Raw genomic sequence first — 19,930 nt, forward strand, 5'->3', positions numbered from 1 at the left:
GTACATGTTTAGCGCAGTGTCTTTAACCCAAAAAACGCCCGGGCCGTCACTTCATCGTTCGCAATCTGTTGCTTTAAAGCATCAAGCGAGGAGAAACGCTGTTCGTTGCGCAATTTAGCGCGGAGCACCACATCAATGTGGCGCCCGTATAAATCTAATGTGGTGTCGAGAAGGTGCACTTCCAACTGCTTGCGCACGCCACCGACGGTCGGACGTATCCCGATATTCGCGACACCCGGTAAAGGTTCAGGCCCGAGCCCTAAGACTTCCACAGCGTAAACACCGCGTACCGGAGAAACGACCCGCTTGAGTGGGACGTTCGCCGTCGGGAAACCAATGGTGCGTCCCAGCTTATCGCCGTGCACCACTCGCCCTGAGATACTGAACGGGTGGCCCAGTAAATTTTCGGCCAGTGCTAAATCATCATCCCGCAATGCGTTACGGATAGCCGTGCTGCTGATGCGGTTCTCGCCTTCACGGAAAGTTTGCGTGCTGATCACTTCAAAGCCGTATTCTTCACCGGCTTTCTGCAATAGATCAAAATCTCCCAGACGACTGGCACCAAAGCGGAAGTCATCCCCGACAGTCAGGAATTTAACGCCCAGCTTCTCAACCAGCAGTTGCGAGATAAAGGCCTGCGCCATATGGGCGGCGAACCGGGGTTCGAAACGCACACATAAAAGATAATCAACGCCACACTCTGCCAGATACTTGGCTTTGTCACGCAAGCTGGTCAGTCGTGCAGGTGCTTTATCACCGGCAAACAGTTCCAGTGGCTGCGGCTCAAAAATCATTACCATCACCGGTAACCCCAGACGTTGACCTTCCAGCTTCAGCTGTTCAATCAGGGCCTGGTGGCCACGGTGTACACCATCAAAATTGCCAATAGTCAGCACACATCCATGATGACGTGCTCGAATATTGTGTATTCCGCGAATTAGCTCCATAGCTGGCTCAAATCCAATGCTGACTCATAACGATGGAAATCGGCGGATTATACCTTGTACAGCCTCCAAGGTTAACCAGCGATTAGCAGGATCTCACCATTCTCTCTTGCATACGGCAGATATTGCGGTTCAAATGGCGGCGTGGCGATGAAAATCTTTCGTTGCATACAGGGAATGCGTGACTTTTCGCATAAACAAAGCGTTAATGGCCGTAGTGGGCAGTTTGTACACTCTCCTGTCGATTTTTCTCGCGAAAGACTGTATTCCGATGCCGGAAGCTGTTAAAATCCTGCGCCATCACAACGTAACAAGTGACGATCGAAGTTTACTCTTCAAAACGCCGCTTATTTGCACAAATCCGTTGACAAAAGAAGACCGAAAAGGCATATTCCTCGGCCTTTGAATTGTTCATCAATAGAAAAATATTTGGGAGTTGGCCTTGGCTAATATCAAATCAGCTAAGAAACGCGCCGTACAGTCAGAAAAACGCCGTAAGCACAACGCGAGCCGTCGTTCTATGATGCGTACCTTTATCAAGAAGGTATACGCGGCTATTGCAGCAGGCGACAAAGCTGCTGCACAAAACGCATTTAACGAAATGCAACCAATCGTGGACCGTCAGTCTTGCAAAGGCCTGATCCACAAAAACAAAGCAGCGCGTCATAAGTCAAATCTGACTGCGCAAATCAACGCAATGCAATAATCGCATTACGCTGAAATGCTTGATAAAAAAACCGGCTCACGCCGGTTTTTTTATATCTGAAATTTGGTGTCAACGCTAAAAGCTACACAAAAAGCGCCGTGAAATCGGTGTGACAAATCCGCTGTACCGAAGGATGTTGGATCATACGCTCCGCAAAAATCACGTAGTACTCTTCCATGATCCCCTCCAGCCGCCCGACTTCTTCAATTTTTTCATCCTGAAATTCTGTCGAGGAATAGATAGCCGGTGCGACAAAAATCGCATTATTGTTCATGCCGAAAGCTTTCATCAGCGCCGCATCATCAAACTCACCGAGAATATTGACGTTCAGCCCCTGCGTGTTAAACCAGTTAAGCAGCTTACGCCCCAGCATGGAGCGACGACCGGGGATCAGCAACGGCTGCTGCTCGAGACAGGCTGGAAAACTCATACCTGACATCGGCTGGCAGCAAAAAAAGCTGATCGGGCTTTCACCCAGTTTGACGGAGAACAATCCCTCCTGCTGCGTGGAATCTACCGGGCAGTCCGACAAAATCATATCCAGCTTGTGCAGACTCAGTTGCTCAAGCAACATTTCGTGGGTCGATTCAAAACAGCGCAGGTGAATTTGCGCATTTTCCGGAACCGCCGCTTCCAGCACCCGGCTGACCAGTCGTTTCGATAACGCATCCGCCACGCCCACATCAAAAAGCAGACTCGACTCTTTGCGGTAATTCACGATATCCAGCATTTCCTGGCTAAGCGTAAACATTTTATCGGCATAACGATAAACCAGCTGGCCCAGCTCAGAGGGCACCAGACCGCGCCCCTGGCGTTTAAAAAGTTTGCCACCCAGCCTTTCTTCAAGCGATTTAATCTGGCCGGTGATGGTTTGCGGCGTCAGATATAACGCCTCTGCGGCTCCCACGACAGAACCTGATTTACACACGTGCCAGAAATAATACAAATGGTTGTAGTTAATATGAGGCATGGTGTCATCCTTTCCTGAAGTATGAAGTCAGCATCATGCTGCGCGGTTTCCCGCACAGCATGTGTATTAATGATGCGCTTTTTTCGGCAATGCACGGCTCAGCATCAGGAAACCTATAATAGCTGAAGCCACGGAGCCCATCAGAATGCCCATTTTGGCGTAAGTCAGCAGCGCCGGATCCAGTGAGGCAAATGCCAGTGAGCCGATAAAAATGGACATGGTGAAACCAATTCCGCACAGCACGGACACCGCTGCAATCTGGCTAAACGTAATGCCGGATGGCATACGGGTGAGGCCCAGTTTCAGTGCCAGACCGCCAAAAAGAATGATGCCTAACGGTTTACCCAGCAACAGCCCCGCCATGATCCCCATCGGTAACATTGAGAACGCACCGGCAGCCGCCACGCCATGCAGCGAGATACCGGCATTGGCGAAAGCAAAAACAGGCAGAATGAACCAGGCAACGTACGGATGAATTCCATGCTCCAGACGGCGCGCCGGTGATGTTTTATTCTCTTTGGTTCTCAGCGGAATAAGGAATCCGAGAATAACCCCTGCCAGCGTTGCGTGGATCCCTGATTTCAATACGCACACCCAGAACACCGCACCAATCAGCAGATAAGGCGTCAGTTTGGTTACACCGCGCCAGTTCAGCCAGGCCAGAACCGCAATACACGCCGCAGAAAGTCCCAGCGCGATCATCGAAACATCGTGGCTGTAGAACAACGCGATGATAATGATCGCACCCAAATCATCAATGATGGCCAGCGCCAGCAGGAACACCTTCAGGCCTGTCGGCACGCGCGAACCCAGCAGCGCCATCACGCCCAGCGCAAAAGCAATATCCGTGGCAGCCGGAATGGCCCATCCCTGACGGGCGATTTCGTCACCGCCGTTAAACAGCAAATAGATCAGAGCCGGAACAATCATGCCGCCGAGTGCGGCAATCGCCGGGAACAATGCCTGCTCGCGATTCGCCAGCGCGCCTTCGCAAAGCTCACGCTTCACTTCCAGGCCAATCATCAAGAAAAATACCGCCATCAGGCCATCGTTAATCCATAGCAAAAGCGATTTGTCGATTAATAACTCGGAAAAACGAAGGGTGACGGGAATATCCAAAAAAGCCTGATAGGCTCCCTGCAATGGAGTATTCGCCATGATAAGCGCCACGATAGCGGCAAGGATCAATACGATACCGCCTGCTGCCTCTAAGCGTAAAAACTGACGAATGATATTCGACATTCTGACTCTCCTGTAGAAAAACCGTGGCGAGAAAGGGATTGCCACAATGAATGCGCGAATTGTACGCACAGAATCACTTCGTAAAAAGTCGATTATTTCTGGAGTATAACTCGGTTTTTACGAATCATTCTATTTTACCGTTTTTCACAGAACTTCTTAAAAAAATCATAAAAAAATCCCCGGAGCGCGAACCGCTGCCGGGGATTTTTTCTGGCTTTCAGCCGCTGAAATCAGCGACAGATTAGCGGGTCAGATCATCAAAGAACTTTTTCACGCCATCCAGGAAGCTTTTGGAACGCGGGCTGTTTTTCTCACCCGAAACGCCACCAAAGCTTTCTTCCAGATCACGCAGCAACTGCTTCTGCTTTTCGCTCAGGCTGACCGGCGTTTCCACTACCACGCGGCACATCAGGTCGCCCTGAGCACCACCGCGGACAGATTTCACACCGCGTCCGCGCATACGGAACATCTTGCCCGTTTGCGTTTCAGCAGGGATCTTCAGACTCACACGGCCATCCAGCGTTGGCACTTCAATTTCGCCACCCAGTGCTGCCATGGCAAAGTTGATTGGCACTTCGCAGTACAGGTTGTTGCCTTCACGCTCAAATATTTTGTGCGCTTTAACCTGAACCTGGACGTACAGATCGCCTGACGGCGCACCGTGCTCACCCGCTTCGCCTTCACCTTCCAGACGAATACGGTCGCCGGTATCCACACCCGCAGGAATTTTCACTGACAGGGTTTTAGAACGTTCTACGCGACCATGACCGTGACATTTGTTGCACGGATCTTTGATGACTTTACCGCGCCCCTGACAAGTCGGACATGCCTGCTGGACGGTGAAGAAGCCCTGACGCATCTGAACCTGGCCTGCGCCATGACAGGTTGGACAAGTGGTCGGAGAGCTACCCGCTTTTGCGCCGCTGCCGTGGCAGACGTCACATTCATCCAATGTCGGGATGCGGATTTCTTTGGTGACACCACGAACGGCCTCTTCCAGAGTCAGATCCATGTTGTAACGCAGATCAGAACCCCGGCTGGCACGCTGACGGCGACCGCCGCCAAAGATGTCGCCAAAGACGTCACCAAAGATGTCGCTGAAATCTGCACCGCCGCCGCCGTAGCCACCACCACCGCCCATGCCACCTTGTTCAAAGGCTGCATGACCATACTGGTCGTAGGCCGCACGTTTTTGCGCATCGGTCAGGATTTCATAAGCTTCTTTAATTTCTTTAAATTTAGCTTCGGAATCTTTATCGCCCTGATTGCGGTCAGGGTGATGTTTCATTGCCAGGCGCTTATAAGCCTTTTTGATTTCACGCTCATCCGCTGTTTTGGATATGCCTAAAATCTCGTAAAAATCTTGCTTCGCCATGCTTTAACCTACCCTCAACATGCGTGCACGGGCGTAGAGTTTCCTCGACGCCCGTGCTGGTTATCAGTAAAACTTCTTACTGTGCCCGCTTAAGGGCGATTATTTTTTGTCTTTCACTTCTTCGAATTCAGCGTCAACAACGTCGTCATCTTTCTGCGCGCTGTTATCGCCGCCTTCGGCCTGGCCTTGCTGCTGAGCCATTTCCATCAGTTTGCCGGAAACCTGTACCAGCGCCTGGATTTTCGCTTCGATGTCAGCCTTGTCTTCACCTTTAGCAGAAACTTCAAGTGCTTTCAGGGCTTCTTCTACAGCGGTTTTGTCTTCAGCTGGCAGTTTGTCGCCGGCTTCTTCCAGTTGCTTACGGGTACCATGGATCAGGTGGTCCGCTTGGTTGCGGGTCTGAACCAGCTCTTCAAACTTACGGTCAGATTCAGCATTAGCTTCAGCATCGTTGACCATTTTCTGGATTTCTTCTTCGCTCAGACCAGAAGATGCCTTGATGGTGATCTTCTGCTCACGGTTGGTAATCTTGTCTTTCGCAGACACATGCAAGATACCATCGGCGTCAAGGTCGAAGGTGACTTCGATCTGTGCCTGACCGCGAGGCGCTGCCTGAATACCATCCAGGTTGAATTGACCCAGAGATTTGTTATCACTTGCACGCTTACGTTCACCCTGCAACACATGGATGGTTACTGCAGACTGGTTGTCTTCTGCAGTAGAGAACACCTGGCTGTGTTTAGTCGGGATGGTGGTGTTTTTAGTGATAAGCGGAGTCATCACGCTGCCCATGGTTTCGATACCCAGAGACAACGGAGTCACATCCAGCAGCAGAACGTCTTTAACGTCACCTGCCAATACACCACCCTGAACTGCTGCACCGATTGCCACAGCTTCGTCCGGGTTCACGTCTTTACGTGGTTCTTTACCAAAGAATTCAGCGACTTTCTTCTGAACCATTGGCATACGAGTCTGACCACCGACCAGGATAACGTCCTGAATATCAGATACTGACAGACCCGCGTCTTTCAGAGCCACTTTAAGCGGATCGATACAACGGTTAACCAGGTCTTCAACCAAAGATTCCAGTTTTGCACGGGTCACTTTGATGTTCATGTGCTTAGGACCGGTTGCATCCGCAGTAATGTATGGCAGATTGACGTCAGTTTGCTGAGCAGAAGACAGTTCAATCTTCGCTTTCTCAGCAGCTTCTTTCAGACGTTGCATCGCCAGTGGATCGTTACGCAGATCCATTCCTTGTTCTTTCTTGAACTCTTCAACCAGGTAGTTGATCAGACGGCTGTCGAAGTCTTCACCACCGAGGTGTGTATCACCGTTGGTTGCCAGAACTTCGAAGGTTTTTTCGCCATCAACTTCATCAATTTCGATAATTGAAATATCGAAAGTACCACCACCGAGGTCGTATACCGCGATAGTGCGGTTGCCGACTTCGCGATCCAAACCGTAAGCCAGTGCCGCTGCGGTGGGTTCGTTGATGATACGTTTGACTTCCAGACCTGCGATACGGCCGGCGTCTTTCGTTGCCTGACGCTGAGCATCGTTGAAGTATGCAGGTACGGTGATAACAGCTTCAGTTACCGGTTCGCCCAGGTAATCTTCAGCGGTTTTCTTCATTTTCTTCAACACTTCTGCAGAGATCTGCGGAGGTGCGATTTTCTGACCTTTAATATCGATCCAGGCGTCGCCATTGTCAGCGCCTACGATCTGATAAGGCATGATGCCTTTATCACGTTGTACTTCTTCATCCTGGAAGCGACGGCCAATCAGGCGCTTGATCGCAAACAAAGTGTTCTGCGGGTTAGTCACAGCCTGACGCTTAGCCGGAGAACCTACCAGAGTCTCGCCATCTGCCGCATAAGCGATGATGGAAGGAGTGGTGCGGTCGCCTTCAGCATTCTCCAGTACACGAGCAGTCGTGCCATCCATGATAGCTACACAAGAGTTGGTGGTGCCCAGGTCGATCCCAATAATTTTACCCATCTAAAACGTCTCCACTTAAATTCATATTCGTTCAGGTTGCTACTGTATATGTGGCCGATCTTTACGATTTCAACAGCCCCATTTAACGGATTTCCCGACGGTAACAACTGCGGTTGGGAATAAGATGGGGCCATGCGGCTCATCATCAAGGGGCAAAGTGAAAAAAAATCTTTAATTGCTGTTACGCCAGATCAATGTTTGCTGACGCAACCCTACTTATGATGCCGCGCGCTTCCAAAGATATGTGGCTTTTTTACCCATTTCCAAGCGTTTCTTCCCCCGATTATCAATTAATAATAATTCCGATACAGAGGATCTATGCAAAGCAAACCCTTGGCAAACCCAGGCCCCCTCGGGCTGATGGGATTTGGTATGACCACTATCTTATTGAATTTACACAATGCAGGCTTTTTCCCTCTCACCGCAGTGATTGTGAGTATGGGCATTTTTTATGGTGGACTGATTCAGATCCTCGCCGGAATGATGGAATTCAAAAAAGGGAACACATTCGGCACAACCGCGTTCACTTCTTACGGCGCCTTTTGGCTGAGCCTTGTCGGCATCCTGATGCTGCCACGCATGGGCGTGGCTGACGCCAGCAGCGAAAGTTTCCTGGGCGCCTACCTCGGTCTGTGGGGCGTTTTCACTTTATTCATGTTCGTTGGCACCCTGAAAGCAAACCGCGGTCTTCAGGTTGTTTTCGGCAGCCTGACGATTTTGTTCGCCCTGCTGTGCTACGGAAATATGACCGGAAATACAGCTGTTCTTCATTTTGCTGGCTTTGAAGGTATCTTCTGTGGCGCCAGCGCGATTTATCTGGCGATGGCTGAAGTGATAAACGAACAGTATGGCCGTACTGTTCTGCCTATCGGCGAGCCGAAAAATCATGCTCCGCAGGTTAATGCTGTCGTGGCATAACAATCAGAGCTGAGACGAAAAAGCCCTGCATTCCAATGGCAGGGCTTTTTATATCTGAAACAAACTTACTGGCCGGATGCCACACCTTCGGCAAACTTCGCTTCTTTCGCCGCTTCACTGTTCAGGTCACGGCTCAGGTAAATTCCGGTCAGCAATCCAATTGCCGAAAGCGCCAGCACATAATAAGCCGGAGCCATCGGCGTCAGGCGCATAATCAGCGTGACAAATACCGGTGTCAGGCCGCCAAAAATCGCGTAAGCCACATTGTATGAAAATGAAATGCCGGTAAAACGCACTTCCGCTGGGAAAGCCCGCACCATCACATACGGTACCGCACCGACTATGCCCACGCTTAGTCCAGCCAGCGCGTACATGCCCATCAGCACCGACGTATCAGCTGCCACCATGTGATAGAACGACCAGGTGCAAATACCGAGAAACAGACTGCCGAAGATAAAGGTTTTGCTGGCACCCAGACGATCCACAATGCTGCCCGAGATAATACAACCCAGCATCAGCGCCACCGTGGCCAGACAGTTTGCCTGTAATGCTACTGCCGCCGGAATGCCAAACTGTTTCTGCAACCAGGTTGGCGTCATCAGAATAACCACCACGATACCGGCTGACAGCAGCCAGGTCATCAACATCGATACCACGATTTCTTTTTTATGATTAGAAACAACGGCTTTCAGAGGCAACTCTTCTGCCAGCGCCTTTTTCGCTTTCATCTCGATAAAGACCGGCGTTTCCTGTAACCAGCGGCGCAGGTACATGGCGATAAGACCAAAAATCCCGCCAATAAAGAACGGAATACGCCAGCCATACTGGCTGATTGTTGCGGGTGTCATGCTGGTGTTCAATAAAGTTGCCACCAGAGAACCGAGCAGGATCCCCAGCGTTAAACCGGCCGTCAGGGTTCCGCAGGCAAAGCCAATCCGACTGCGCGGTACATGTTCGGCCACAAACACCCACGCACCCGGCACCTCACCGCCAATCGCTGCGCCCTGCAACACACGCATCAGCAATAACAGCAGCGGTGCTGCAATGCCAATTGAAGCGTAAGTGGGTAACAAGCCCATCGCCAGCGTCGGCAAAGCCATCAGCAGAATACTCAGGCTGAACATGCGCTTACGACCGACTACATCCCCGAAGTGCGCCATAATGATGCCGCCCAGCGGGCGTGCCAGATAACCGGCGGCGAAAATACCAAAGGTCTGAACCTGACGCAGCCAGTCGGGCATATTTGCCGGGAAGAAGAGATCGCCAATCACCGCAGCGAAAAAGACGAAAATGATGAAGTCGTAGAATTCCAGGGCGCCGCCCAATGCAGCCAGAGACAGCGTTTTGTAGTCCTGCCGGTTCAACCGGCGCGATTGTGCGTGTTGCATAGGGATACCGTCAGACACCAGAGTGAAAAATGGAAAAAGGTTTTGCCACCTCTTGTAAAGTAATCATTACTATAACGGCAAATAATTTTCACACCAGAGTGACTGACGCGTAACTTCTCTAAATTTTGAAATCGCGGGGGATTCAGCTTTTTGTATCGCGGCGGGCACTTTTTGGACGAAAAGCTGCTACCACGTGATCATGCGTTTCAACGTAAGGTCCGTCGAGTAGCTGGATACAGTAAGGCACGCTGGCGAAAATACCGGAAACAATCACCTTACCGTCGGCATCTTTCAGACCTTCCAGGGTTTCCTGAATGGATTTCGGCTGACCGGGTAAATTGAGGATCAGCGCCTGTTTACGTATCACTCCCACCTGACGCGATAAAATCGCCGTCGGCACAAAGTGCAGGCTAATCTGGCGCATCTGCTCACCGAAACCCGGCATTTCCCGATCGGCAACAGCCAGCGTGGCATCCGGCGTGACATCACGCCTCGCAGGACCGGTTCCGCCGGTAGTCAGAACCAGATGACAGCCACTTTCATCGACCAGTTCGCTGATCGCCTGTTCAATCAGCGGCTGCTCATCAGGGATCAGTTTTGTTTCCAGTTTGTACGGCGTAATAAGCGCTTTTTCCAGCCACTCTTCCAGCGCCGGAATGCCTTTATCCTGATAGACACCGTTTGACGCGCGGTCCGACACTGACACCAGACCAATTCGCAATGTATTCATGCTATTTCTCCACAGCATTTTTCTTCGAGATTTGTCTCAGTATATCGGGAACAGGACGAGGGTTTTATCGCAGTCACAAAAAAAGCGGCTGATTAGCCGCTTTTTGTCGAAAACTGAGCGCTGATTACAGCAGATCAGAAATCATTTTTTCCAGTTTTCCCTGGTCGATAGCAAACTTACGGATGCCGTCAGCCAGTTTGTCGATAGCCATTGGATCCTGGTTGTGATCCCAGTAGAACTGAGCTTCAGTCAGTGGCGCAGGACGTGGCTTGGTTTCACCGGAGAAGGACAGTTTGCGCTCCAGCGGGCCTTCGCTTTCTGCCAGCTCTTTGAGCAGCGCAGGGGCGATAGTCAGACGGTCACAGCCAGCCAGCTCGATGATTTCGCCAATATTACGGAAGCTTGCGCCCATCACGACAGTTTCGTAGCCGTGTTGTTTGTAATATTCGTAAATTTCGGTCACAGACACAACGCCCGGATCTTCATTCGGTGCGAACTCTTTCTTGTCGCCATTAGCTTTGTACCAGTCGAGGATACGGCCAACGAAGGGAGAAATCAGGAACACGCCCGCTTCAGCACAAGCACGCGCCTGAGCGAAGGAGAACAGAAGGGTCAGGTTACAATTGATGCCTTCTTTTTCCAGTTTTTCCGCAGCGCGGATACCCTGCCATGTGGAAGCCAGTTTGATCAGGATACGGTCGTTAGTGATGCCCGCATCGTTGTAAAGTTTGATCAAACGTTTAGCTTTCGCCACGCTCGCATCAGTGTCGTAAGACAGACGGGCATCAACTTCAGTTGAAATGCGGCCCGGGACCAGTTTCAGAATTTCCAGACCGATGTTGACTGCCAGTTTGTCAGCTGCATCAGTAATCTGCTGATCGTGATCGCTGCTCTGGTCACGTGCCCAGGCGATTGCTTCGTCGATCAGTTTACGGTATTCAGGAATTTGCGCAGCGCTGAGGATCAGTGACGGGTTGGTGGTCGCATCCTGCGGCTGGTACAACTTCATTGCCGCGATATCTCCGGTGTCAGCAACAACCTGAGTCATTTGGCGTAGGGAAGTCAGTTTATCGGTCATTTTGGCATATCTCATCGTTTGGACGTTTTCGTATAGGCATTTTCATGCCTTGCCTTTGGCTGATGATAACATGCAAAAAGCCACGCGCAAGGCGCTTCTCATGGCATGCTCGGCTACGAACATCTATGGATTTATCACCTTCCAAAACACACAAATTCAGCCAAAATGCATATGTCACCGGTTTGATAAAAAAGGTATGTTAGCCATCCAAAGTGGTCATTGCCCTTAAGCCAATTAATAAAAACGATGAAGGGTAAATCAACCAAGGACAATTTATGAATGACTTGCTGGATTTTTTTGACACAATTCTCTGGAGCACAGTCCTGATTTACCTGCTGTTAGGCAGTGGTATTTATCTCACTTTCCGTCTTGGTTTCATTCAGTTTCGCCGCTTCGGCCACCTCTTCTCTCCGTCACTTTTTAAGCGCAGTGCCGATCCCCGCGGAACGTCACCCTGGCGCGTACTTTGTCTGAGTTTGGCCTCTCGAATTGGTACCGGTAACCTGACCGGTGTGACGATTGCGATTGTGCTCGGCGGGCCGGGAGCCATTTTCTGGATTTGGATTATTACCGTCTTCAGCATGGCGACCGCGCTGATAGAAAACACGCTGGCCCAGATTTATAAAGGCACCAGTGCGCGTAACAAATTTCGCGGTGGTCCGGCAGATTACATGGAGAAAGGTCTGGGAATGCGCTGGATGGGGATCCTGTTCTCCTTCCTGATGGTAATTTCCTGCGGCTTTATTTTCAGCGCGCTGCAGGCCAATTCGATTGCGCAGGCCTCGTTTCATCTTCTGCATGTTCCGGCGCTGACAACCGCCTGTATTTTGTCGACTCTGGTCGCCTCGCTGATTTTCGGTGGAATTCGCGCCGTCACCTGGTTGTCCAAATGGATGATCCCCCTGATGGCTTTCTCCTATTTGCTGCTGGCCGTTTGGGTCATTGGCCACCATGTCGAAAAACTTCCGCAGGTGTTCGCACTGATTTTCAAAAGCGCTTTCGGGTTGCAGGAAGCTGCGTCCGGCGCACTGGCGTATGGCGTAACTCAGGGTATGCAGCGTGGCGCATTCGCCAGTGAAGCCGGTGTCGGTTCATCACCAAATGTGGCGGCGATGGCGGCAGTCAGCCATCCGGCGGCGTCGGGATTTAATCAGATGCTGGCGGTATTTATCGATACGGTGGTGATTTGCACGGCCACTGCGCTGATTATTTTAACCTCTGGCGTACTGGATATTCCCGGGGAATCCACGGGAATTCGCCTGCTCCGCCTGGCCATAGACCCGACAATACCCGGCTGGAGTTCGTTTATCCTGGCGATGCTGGTGTTCTCCTTTGCGTTCACCTCAATAGCCGGTAACTATGTCTATGCCGAAAACAATCTCAGCTTTGTTCACAGCGCCGCACCAGCTAAATTGCTGATTTTCCGGCTGCTGGTGATTGCGATGGTTTTCGGCGGCTGTCTGATGCAACTCCAGATGCTTTGGAAACTGGCTGATATCTTCATGGCGCTGATGGCCATTCTGAATCTCACCGCTTTGCTGCTGCTTTCCGGCATCGCGATAAAAGTGGTTAAGGATTACGAGCGTCAGCGGCGGATGGGGAAAATACCAGTCTTTAATCCTGATCATTACCCTGAATTACGCGGCCAGCTTGAACCGGGCGTGTGGGATAAAACGTCTTCTCCCCGCTGATTTCCACGCTTTTGCCTATTGCTGCCATGCCCCCATCGCCGTGACTTTTTTGCTACAGTATGGCAACGAAAATTTCTGAATTTGAACCGTCACTGACCAACGGACGAGATTATGCTGACCATTATTTCACCTGCCAAAACGCTCGATTACGAAAGCCCGCTTGCGACAACGCGCTATACCCAACCGGAGTTGCTGGATAAATCCAGTCAGCTGATCACCGTGGCGCGTAAAATGTCCCCTGCGCAGATATCTTCACTGATGGGGATCAGCGATAAACTGGCGCATCTCAACGCCGAACGTTTCAATGACTGGCATCCTGATTTCACCCCGAAAAATGCCCGTCAGGCGCTTCTGGCTTTTAAAGGTGATGTGTATACCGGCCTGCAGGCGGAAGATTTTAGCGAAAAAGATTTCGATTTTGCCCAAAAACATTTGCGCATGCTGTCCGGTTTATACGGCCTGCTGCGCCCGCTGGATCTGATGATGCCTTATCGTCTGGAAATGGGGATCCGTCTGGAAAACCCGCAGGGCGCAAACCTGTATGCATTCTGGGGCGAATTACTGACTGAAAAACTTAACCTGTTACTCCGCGAGCAAAAAAGCAAAGTGCTGGTGAATCTGGCGTCTGACGAATACTTCAAAGCAGTGAAACCGAAACTGCTGGATGGCGAAATCATCAAGCCGGTATTCCTCGACGAGAAGAACGGTAAATACAAAGTCATCAGCTTCTACGCCAAAAAAGCGCGTGGTCTGATGAGCCGCTTCATCATCAAAGAGCGTCTTGATAAGCCGAAACAGCTTCAGGATTTCAATCTGGAAGGTTACGAATTTGATGAATCACGTTCGCGGGGCAATGAGCTGGTATTTACCCGCCCGGAACGCTGATTTCCAACGTTGTACGTATAAAAAAGCCCTCGCGAAGAGGGCTTTTGCATTTCTGAATCGACGGTTTTATTGCGGCAGCGCCATCAGGAATGCACGCATTTCGCTGAAATCAGCCGGAAGGTTATGCGACAACAATGGCAGATCCGCGCGATCGGCCAGTTCTTTCGGCAAACCGATGTCCTGATCCAAAATCGCTTCCACGCTTTCCTTAAATTTCGCCGGATGCGCGGTGCCGATGAACAGGCCGAATTCGCCGGTTTGCAGCTGATCACGCAGCACACGGTAGGCAATCGCCGCATGAGGTTCAGAGATATAACCGATATTCGCCAGCTCACGCATCGCGTCTTCGGTGGTGTCATCGCTGACCGTGCCAAAGCCCAGGTCTTTCAGCTGCCAGGTTTTACGACGATACAGCTCTTCCACACGCGGCCAGTTATTAGGCTGGCTGACATCCATCGCGTTTGAAAGCGTCGCAACGGTTTTCTTCGGATCCCATTCCCCGTTACTCAGGAAACGCGGCACCGTGTCGTTGGCGTTGGTCGCAGCGATGAAGCGTTTCACCGGCAGGCCGAGAGATCTCGCCAGCAGACCGGCCGTCAGATCACCGAAGTTGCCGCTTGGCACAGAAATCACCAACTGATTGCGCGCTTCCTGTGGCAGCTGAGCGACGGCTTCAAAGTAGTAGCAAATCTGCGCCAGCAGACGGCTGATATTGATGGAGTTGGCCGAGTTCAGCTTCAGCGCGTGTTTCAGTTCTTCATCATCAAACGCCTGTTTGACCAGCGCCTGGCAGGCGTCGAAATCACCGTCGATGGCGACAGTATGAATATTGCCGCCCAGCGTACAGAACAGTTTTTCCTGCAACGGACTGATTTTGCCACGCGGATACAGGATAACGACGCGGACATTTTTCAGACCGTGGAAGGCGTGCGCCACTGCTGCGCCGGTATCGCCGGAAGTTGCCGTCAGAATGGTGACCGGCTGATCGCCTGAAACCTGCGTCAGGATCTGCGCCATGAAGCGGCCACCGAAATCTTTAAACGCCAGGGTCGGGCCATGGAACAGCTCCAGACAGGCAATATCTTCTTCCACTTTGGCAACAGGCGCCGGGAAAGCAAACGCGTTTTTCACGCGCTGATGTAATTCTTCTTCCGGGATTTCATCGCCGATGAAAGCAGAAAGAATGCGGCTGCTGCGGGTGACGAAATCCAGTTCCAGCAAGCGGTCGATTTCAGTCAGTTCAAATTCAGGCAGTTCCAGCGGGAAGAATAAACCCTGCTGTTTTCCAAGACCTTGTTTAACGGCCTGAGCAAAGCTGACCTGCTCGTTGTGATCCTTCAGGTTGTACAGTTTCATTAGTTATCCCAATAAATTAACGAGTTATCCCAATACCCGCGCGCCCGCGGTATCAAGACGACAAATATGAACAAAGCCTTCGTCATTTTGCAGATAATGCGTCTGCAACCAGTCAGCCATACGTTTCGCTGTTGCGCTGTCATTACAAACGGCAAACAGCGTCGGACCGGAACCGGAAATCCCGCAAGCCAGCGCACCAATTTCTTCTGCGGCGCTGCGCGCTTCGGCAAAGCCCGGCAGCAGACGGGTGCGGTAAGGTTCAGCAATCACATCTTTCATCAGTTTTGCAGCCAGCGCAGGTTGCTGCGTGTGGGAGGCATGAATAAAGCCCGCCAGATAGCGACCGTGACTGATGCAATCCTGACGGCGGTACTGCGCGGGTAAAATAGCGCGCGCCTCTGCAGTCGAAACTTTGATGCCCGGATACGCCATCACCCACAGCCAGTCGTCAAAGCTTGGCACGTTCTGGCTGATGATATCGAGCTCTTCGAGCATCAGCTGAATGCCGCCCAGATAGCATGGCGCGACATTATCGAAATGCACACTGCCGGAAATACGCCCTTCCAGCTCGCCCATCAGCATCAGCATCTGGTTTTCATTCAGCGGCTTACCGCAAAATTCGTTCATCGCCATCAGACCGGCGACCACCGAACAGGCGCTGGAACCTAATCCGGAACCGATCGGCATGTTTTTTTCCAGGGTCATCGCCACCGGCACTTCTTTGCCGATTTCCTGACAGAAACGCTGCCAGCACTGATAAACGATATTGTCTTCCATGCGGTCTGGCAGTTTGGACACAAACTTGCCTTCGTTTTTCAGACTGAATTCTGTGGCTGCTTCAACAGAAACGCAGTCGCCCAGCAGCGTGCCATCTACCGGAGACACGGCCGCGCCCAGAACATCGAAGCCTACGCTGACGTTCCCGATTGAAGCCGGGGCATACACCTTAACCATATTAAACTCCTAACTTCCATGACAGCGTTCTCAAAAGATCGGCAAACACACCTGCCGCCGTCACATCATTCCCGGCGCCGTAGCCACGCAGAACCAACGGCAACGGCTGATAATAGCGGCTGTAAAACGCCAGCGCATTCTCACCATTTTTTACTTTATATAGCGGGTCATTACCATCGACGGCGTCGATTTTTACCTTGCACTGACCGTCTTCGATAGCCCCGACATAACGCAATACTTTGCCTGCGGCAGTCGCTTTCGCGACGCGCTCTGCAAATTGTGCATCCAGTTCCGGCAGACGCGCGACAAATTCATTCACGTCGCCTTCGCTGTTGAAAGAAGCCGGTAAAACAGATTCCACATCGATATCTGACAACTCGAGTTTGTAACCCGCTTCACGCGCCAGGATCAGCAGCTTACGCGCCACATCCATACCGGAAAGATCATCACGTGGATCCGGTTCGGTATAGCCCATCTCCTTGGCCTGCAAGGTCGCGGCCGACAAGGACATGCCTTCATCCAGCCTACCAAAGATGAAGGACAGCGAACCGGAAAGGATACCGGTGAAACGCAGCAACTCATCACCGGCATTCAGCAGGTTTTGCAGGTTTTCGATAACCGGTAAACCTGCACCGACGTTGGTGTCATAAAGGAATTTGCGACGTGAACCATCGGCTGCTTTGCGCAACTGATGGTAGTAATTCATCGACGAGGTGTTGGCCTTTTTGTTTGGCGTAACCACGTGGAAGCCGTCTGCCAGGAAATCAGCGTACTGATCTGCAACTTCCTGACTCGAGGTACAGTCAACGATCACCGGATTCAGCAAATGATATTCTTTCACCAGACGGATCAGACGCCCCAGATTCAGCGGCTCTTTCGCAGCCCCCAGTTCTTCGCGCCAGGTATCGAGCGCAATGCCGTGAACATTGGTCAGCAATGCACGGGAGTTAGCGATACCGCATACGCGCAGATCGATATGTTTGGTTTTCAGCCATTGCTGCTGGCGGCGGATCTGTTCGATCAATGCCCCGCCCACGCCGCCGACGCCAATCAGGAATACCTCGATCACCTGATCGGTGTTGAACAGCATCTGATGGCTTACACGCACGCCGGTGGTGGCATCGTCATTATTAACCACAACGGAGATAGAACGTTCGGAAGAGCCCTGAGCAATCGCGACAATATTGATGTTGGCACGGGCCAGCGCCGAGAAGAATTTCGCCGAGATACCTCGCAGCGTGCGCATCCCGTCGCCGACGACGGAAATTACCGCCAGCTTTTCCATCACGTCGAGCGGCTCAAGCAGGCCATCTTTCAGCTCAAGATAGAACTCGTCTTCCAGCGCTTTACGGGCACGTTGCAGCTCGCTTTGCGGCACACAGAAACTGATGCTGTATTCAGAAGAAGACTGAGTGATCAACACGACGGAAATCCCTGAACGGGACATTACGGCAAATACGCGCGCAGCCATGCCGATCATCCCTTTCATTCCCGGACCGGAAACGTTGATCATCGCCATGTTATTCAGATTAGTGATGCCTTTTACCGGCGTGCTGTCATCAAGACTTTCACTGCCAATCAGGGTACCCGGTGCCTGCGGGTTAGTGGTGTTTTTAATCAGGCAAGGGATTTGGAACTGGGCAATCGGCAGGATGGTACGCGGGTGAAGGACTTTCGCGCCAAAATAGGAAAGCTCCATTGCTTCCTGATACGACATCGATTTCAGCAGGCGGGCATCCGGCACAGTGCGCGGATCACAGGTATAAACGCCGTCAACGTCAGTCCAGATTTCACAGCAGTCAGCGCGCAGACAGGCGGCCAGCACGGCGGCTGAATAGTCGGAACCATTACGGCCCAGCACCACCAGTTCGCCCTTTTCATTACCGGCTGTGAAACCGGCCATCAGCACAATGTGATCGGCGGGAATGGCGCTGGCAGCGATACGGCGGGTGGATTCGTTGATATCCACGGTGGATTCGAGGTAATGCCCCTGAGCAAGCAGTTTCTCAACCGGATTGATGACGGTAACGCCAAATCCTTTCGCCAGAAATACCGCTTCCATGATGGCGATAGAGAGCTTCTCGCCACGACAGATAATGGAGGCATTCACGCTGTCAGGGCATTGGCCCAGCAGCGTAATACCATGCATCAGCTGTTTAAGCTGGGCGAATTCCTGATCGACAAACGCTTTCACCTTCGGCAAATCGAAGCCCGGCTGCGCTGCTGCCAGGCCGTTAATCAACTGACCAAAAATGTTTTCGGCATCGCTCATGATGGTCTGAATGTCCTGTCCTGCGACAGTTCGCTCAATCATGGCGACCAGATAGTTGGTAATTTTGGCAGGCGCGGATAATACCGTTGCGACCTGTCCCTGACGCGCATTGCTTTCCATAATGTCCGCAACCCGCAAGAAGCGTTCTGCGTTTGCTACCGAGGTCCCGCCAAATTTCAACACTCGCATTTCTGGTTCTCTCCTCAAGCTCTCGTTTAAATGTAAAAAAAAAGCCCGCACTGGTTAGGTGCGGGCTTTTTTTCTTTTTCCTGTACGCGTCAGCCCGCCCCGTTACCTGTGGTATCGGTGGTGGTAATAATCGTTGTATTCAGGCTGATGATTCGCATTTTATTTTCTGTCTGTCTTATGGTTTGTACTCTGTCTGCCTCTATTAGCTAAAGCATAAGGCACCACAAGTCAATTTTTTTCTGTTTTTGACCGGTTAGTCACGGACAAAATCAACTGTATAATTCTCTGCCATTAAAACCCTTTACAGTACGATCACCAGATCTGTTCTTATCTTACCGGATATCGAACTGTTCAGGAGGAGAATCCCCTCACATCATGAGGTCAGCTTTTTTTCGATGTCATGCAGCAAAGTATGCAGCATTGCCGCGTCGCGCTGCTGCAAAAGACCGAGGCGCTGATGCAGCCAGTCGGACAATTTCTGGTCATCTTCTGCCCCTACATTTTCCAGCAAACGCCTGACTCTGGCACGTAATGCCAAAAGCTGACCCGCCTCGGCAGTCTCAGGTTTTGCCGACGTGACCTGGTTCAGGGAAGAGAGCTGATAACAGAAGACCATCACCGCCTGCCCCAGATTGAGCGATGGATAATCAGCCAACATCGGTACGCCGGTCAGCACATCCGCCAGTTCTAGCTCTTCATTGGTCAGGCCGGAATCTTCACGACCAAACACCAGCGCAGCATGATTCACCCACTGGCTCTTTTCTTCGAGCTGCACCTGCAATTCCTGTGGCGTACAGTAGTAGTGAAATTTAGCCCGGCTGCGGGCGGTCGTGGCAACCGTAAAATCAATGTCAGCCAGTGCTTCGGCCAGAGTATTGAAATGGAGCGCATTTTGCAGGATCTCCTGCGAACCATGCGCAACCCAGCCGGCTTCCGGCTTGAGATGCGCCTCGCTGTCGACAATACGCATCGATGCGAAACCCATGGTTTTCATTGCACGGGCTGCCGCACCGACATTTTCCGGGCGAGCCGGGGAAACCAAAATAATATGAAGTTGCATGTCGGGCCTTTGCAAAGGGAGAAAGAAATTGCCGTCGGTATTTAAGCGATGAAATTTTACCCTGTTCCAAATCTATTCATGGCTTATATTCTTCACAAGAACTTAACAGTCGGCTCAATATATTCTTTTATTTTATCGGAAAACGTTACCTTGCAGGTAAAAAAGGTGCTG

Annotated in this window: 17 protein-coding genes and 1 other annotated feature; of the genes, 4 read left to right on the top strand and 13 right to left on the bottom strand. The window is 51.5% G+C overall.

Features of this window, described 5'->3' with window-relative positions:
• Positions 1 to 8 precede the first annotated feature (8 nt).
• Positions 9 to 947 carry a bifunctional riboflavin kinase/FAD synthetase gene (gene ribF, locus D6C13_RS09390; RefSeq protein ID WP_120132519.1) on the bottom strand — a complete coding sequence of 313 codons (939 nt, stop codon included), beginning with the start codon at positions 945 to 947 and terminating at the stop codon, positions 9 to 11.
• Between the two features lie 439 nt (positions 948 to 1,386).
• On the opposite strand from ribF, the gene rpsT reads away from it, so the two are divergent.
• A complete protein-coding gene (gene rpsT, locus D6C13_RS09400) occupies positions 1,387 to 1,650 on the top strand; it encodes a 30S ribosomal protein S20 (protein ID WP_013577064.1) in 264 nt (87 codons plus the stop codon).
• A gap of 82 nt (positions 1,651 to 1,732) precedes the next feature.
• Here rpsT and nhaR read toward each other — a convergent pair whose 3' ends face one another.
• The 4 genes from nhaR to dnaK all read right to left on the bottom strand — a co-directional run bounded on the left by nhaR (position 1,733) and on the right by dnaK (position 7,238).
• Positions 1,733 to 2,620, bottom strand: a complete 888-nt coding sequence (nhaR, locus tag D6C13_RS09405) for a transcriptional activator NhaR (protein ID WP_120132520.1) — start codon at positions 2,618 to 2,620, stop codon at positions 1,733 to 1,735.
• Between the two features lie 66 nt (positions 2,621 to 2,686).
• A complete protein-coding gene (nhaA, locus tag D6C13_RS09410; protein ID WP_120132521.1) occupies positions 2,687 to 3,862 on the bottom strand; it encodes a Na+/H+ antiporter NhaA in 1,176 nt (391 codons plus the stop codon).
• A gap of 241 nt (positions 3,863 to 4,103) precedes the next feature.
• Complete coding sequence (gene dnaJ, locus D6C13_RS09420) at positions 4,104 to 5,237, bottom strand: molecular chaperone DnaJ (RefSeq protein ID WP_120132523.1); 1,134 nt, start codon at positions 5,235 to 5,237, stop codon at positions 4,104 to 4,106.
• A gap of 99 nt (positions 5,238 to 5,336) precedes the next feature.
• On the bottom strand, positions 5,337 to 7,238 hold the full coding sequence (gene dnaK, locus D6C13_RS09425) for a molecular chaperone DnaK (RefSeq protein ID WP_120132524.1): 1,902 nt from the start codon (positions 7,236 to 7,238) through the stop codon (positions 5,337 to 5,339).
• 318 nt (positions 7,239 to 7,556) lie between these two features.
• Between dnaK and satP the strand changes: the two genes are divergently transcribed.
• Positions 7,557 to 8,156 (top strand): acetate uptake transporter, encoded by a 600-nt coding sequence (gene satP / locus D6C13_RS09430; RefSeq protein ID WP_120132525.1) that lies wholly within the window; start codon positions 7,557 to 7,559, stop codon positions 8,154 to 8,156.
• Between the two features lie 65 nt (positions 8,157 to 8,221).
• Here the strand turns inward: satP and D6C13_RS09435 are convergent, their stop codons facing one another.
• The 3 genes from D6C13_RS09435 to tal all read right to left on the bottom strand — a co-directional run bounded on the left by D6C13_RS09435 (position 8,222) and on the right by tal (position 11,352).
• Positions 8,222 to 9,544 (bottom strand): MFS transporter, encoded by a 1,323-nt coding sequence (locus D6C13_RS09435; protein ID WP_120132526.1) that lies wholly within the window; start codon positions 9,542 to 9,544, stop codon positions 8,222 to 8,224.
• Positions 9,545 to 9,686: 142 nt separating this feature from the next.
• Positions 9,687 to 10,274, bottom strand: a complete 588-nt coding sequence (gene mog / locus D6C13_RS09440; RefSeq protein ID WP_120132527.1) for a molybdopterin adenylyltransferase — start codon at positions 10,272 to 10,274, stop codon at positions 9,687 to 9,689.
• A gap of 124 nt (positions 10,275 to 10,398) precedes the next feature.
• Positions 10,399 to 11,352: a transaldolase gene (gene tal / locus D6C13_RS09445; RefSeq protein ID WP_056777212.1), complete on the bottom strand. Its 954-nt coding sequence runs from the start codon at positions 11,350 to 11,352 to the stop codon at positions 10,399 to 10,401.
• Positions 11,353 to 11,627: 275 nt separating this feature from the next.
• On the opposite strand from tal, the gene D6C13_RS09450 reads away from it, so the two are divergent.
• A complete protein-coding gene (locus D6C13_RS09450) occupies positions 11,628 to 13,043 on the top strand; it encodes an alanine/glycine:cation symporter family protein (RefSeq protein ID WP_120132528.1) in 1,416 nt (471 codons plus the stop codon).
• Positions 13,044 to 13,154: 111 nt separating this feature from the next.
• Entirely contained in the window at positions 13,155 to 13,928 is a 774-nt protein-coding gene (gene yaaA, locus D6C13_RS09455) for a peroxide stress protein YaaA (RefSeq protein WP_120132529.1), read from the top strand.
• 66 nt (positions 13,929 to 13,994) lie between these two features.
• On the opposite strand, the gene thrC is transcribed toward yaaA, so the two are convergent.
• From thrC to D6C13_RS09480, 5 genes are all read right to left on the bottom strand, one after another.
• Complete coding sequence (gene thrC, locus D6C13_RS09460; RefSeq protein WP_120132530.1) at positions 13,995 to 15,284, bottom strand: threonine synthase; 1,290 nt, start codon at positions 15,282 to 15,284, stop codon at positions 13,995 to 13,997.
• A 24-nt stretch (positions 15,285 to 15,308) separates the two neighbouring features.
• A complete protein-coding gene (gene thrB, locus D6C13_RS09465; RefSeq protein WP_120132531.1) occupies positions 15,309 to 16,238 on the bottom strand; it encodes a homoserine kinase in 930 nt (309 codons plus the stop codon).
• 1 nt (position 16,239) lies between these two features.
• Positions 16,240 to 18,699, bottom strand: a complete 2,460-nt coding sequence (thrA, locus tag D6C13_RS09470; RefSeq protein WP_120132532.1) for a bifunctional aspartate kinase/homoserine dehydrogenase I — start codon at positions 18,697 to 18,699, stop codon at positions 16,240 to 16,242.
• Positions 18,700 to 18,733: 34 nt separating this feature from the next.
• Positions 18,734 to 18,850: a sequence feature (Thr leader region), on the bottom strand.
• Positions 18,789 to 18,857 (bottom strand): thr operon leader peptide, encoded by a 69-nt coding sequence (thrL, locus tag D6C13_RS09475; protein WP_071823645.1) that lies wholly within the window; start codon positions 18,855 to 18,857, stop codon positions 18,789 to 18,791. (Overlaps the previous feature by 62 nt.)
• A 215-nt stretch (positions 18,858 to 19,072) precedes the next feature.
• The gene (locus D6C13_RS09480; RefSeq protein WP_120132533.1) at positions 19,073 to 19,759 is read right to left on the bottom strand and encodes a tRNA/rRNA methyltransferase; all 687 of its coding nucleotides are present in this window, start codon (positions 19,757 to 19,759) and stop codon (positions 19,073 to 19,075) included.
• Positions 19,760 to 19,930 lie beyond the last annotated feature (171 nt).

This window comes from Rahnella woolbedingensis (assembly GCF_003602095.1).
In the GTDB taxonomy this organism is placed as follows: Bacteria; Pseudomonadota; Gammaproteobacteria; order Enterobacterales; family Enterobacteriaceae; genus Rahnella; species Rahnella woolbedingensis.